Source organism: Microbispora hainanensis, assembly GCF_006874475.1.
GTDB lineage: Bacteria > Actinomycetota > Actinomycetes > Streptosporangiales > Streptosporangiaceae > Microbispora > Microbispora hainanensis.
This window is the reverse complement of record NZ_VIRM01000173.1, coordinates 1-687: the sequence shown is the minus strand read 5'-3', so window position 1 is coordinate 687 and position 687 is coordinate 1. Positions and strand designations below refer to the sequence as shown.

The window sequence follows — 687 nt, the reverse complement described above, 5'->3', positions numbered from 1 at the left end:
GGTGGCGTCGATCAAGGAGTTCTTCGGCACCTCGCAGCTGTCGCAGTTCATGGACCAGACCAACCCGCTGGCCGGCCTGACGCACAAGCGGCGTCTGTCCGCGCTGGGCCCGGGTGGTCTGTCGCGTGAGCGCGCGGGCTTCGAGGTCCGCGACGTGCACCCCTCGCACTACGGCCGCATGTGCCCGATCGAGACGCCGGAAGGCCCGAACATCGGTCTGATCGGCTCGCTGTCCTCCTTCGGGCGGGTCAACTCGTTCGGCTTCGTCGAGACCCCCTACCGCCGCGTCGTCGACGGCCGGGTCACCGACGAGATCGACTACCTCACCGCGGACGAGGAGGACCGGCACGTCGTGGCGCAGGCCAACACGGCCCTGAACCCCGACGGCACCTTCGCCGAGACCCGCGTGCTCGCCCGCCGTAAGGGCGGCGAGTTCGAGGCCGTCCACCCGTCCGAGGTCGACTACATGGACGTCTCGCCGCGCCAGATGGTGTCGGTGGCGACCGCCATGATCCCGTTCCTCGAGCACGACGACGCCAACCGCGCGCTGATGGGTTCGAACATGCAGCGTCAGTCGGTGCCTCTGCTCAAGAGCGAGGCGCCGCTGGTCGGCACGGGCATGGAGTATCGCGCGGCGACCGATGCCGGTGACGTCATTACGGCCGAGAAGGCCGGTGTGGTGGAGGA

Annotated in this window: 1 pseudogene; it reads left to right on the top strand. The window is 69.0% G+C overall.

The features are described from left to right. A pseudogene (locus FLX08_RS40040) lies at window positions 1-687 on the top strand (DNA-directed RNA polymerase subunit beta); the annotation flags it as partial.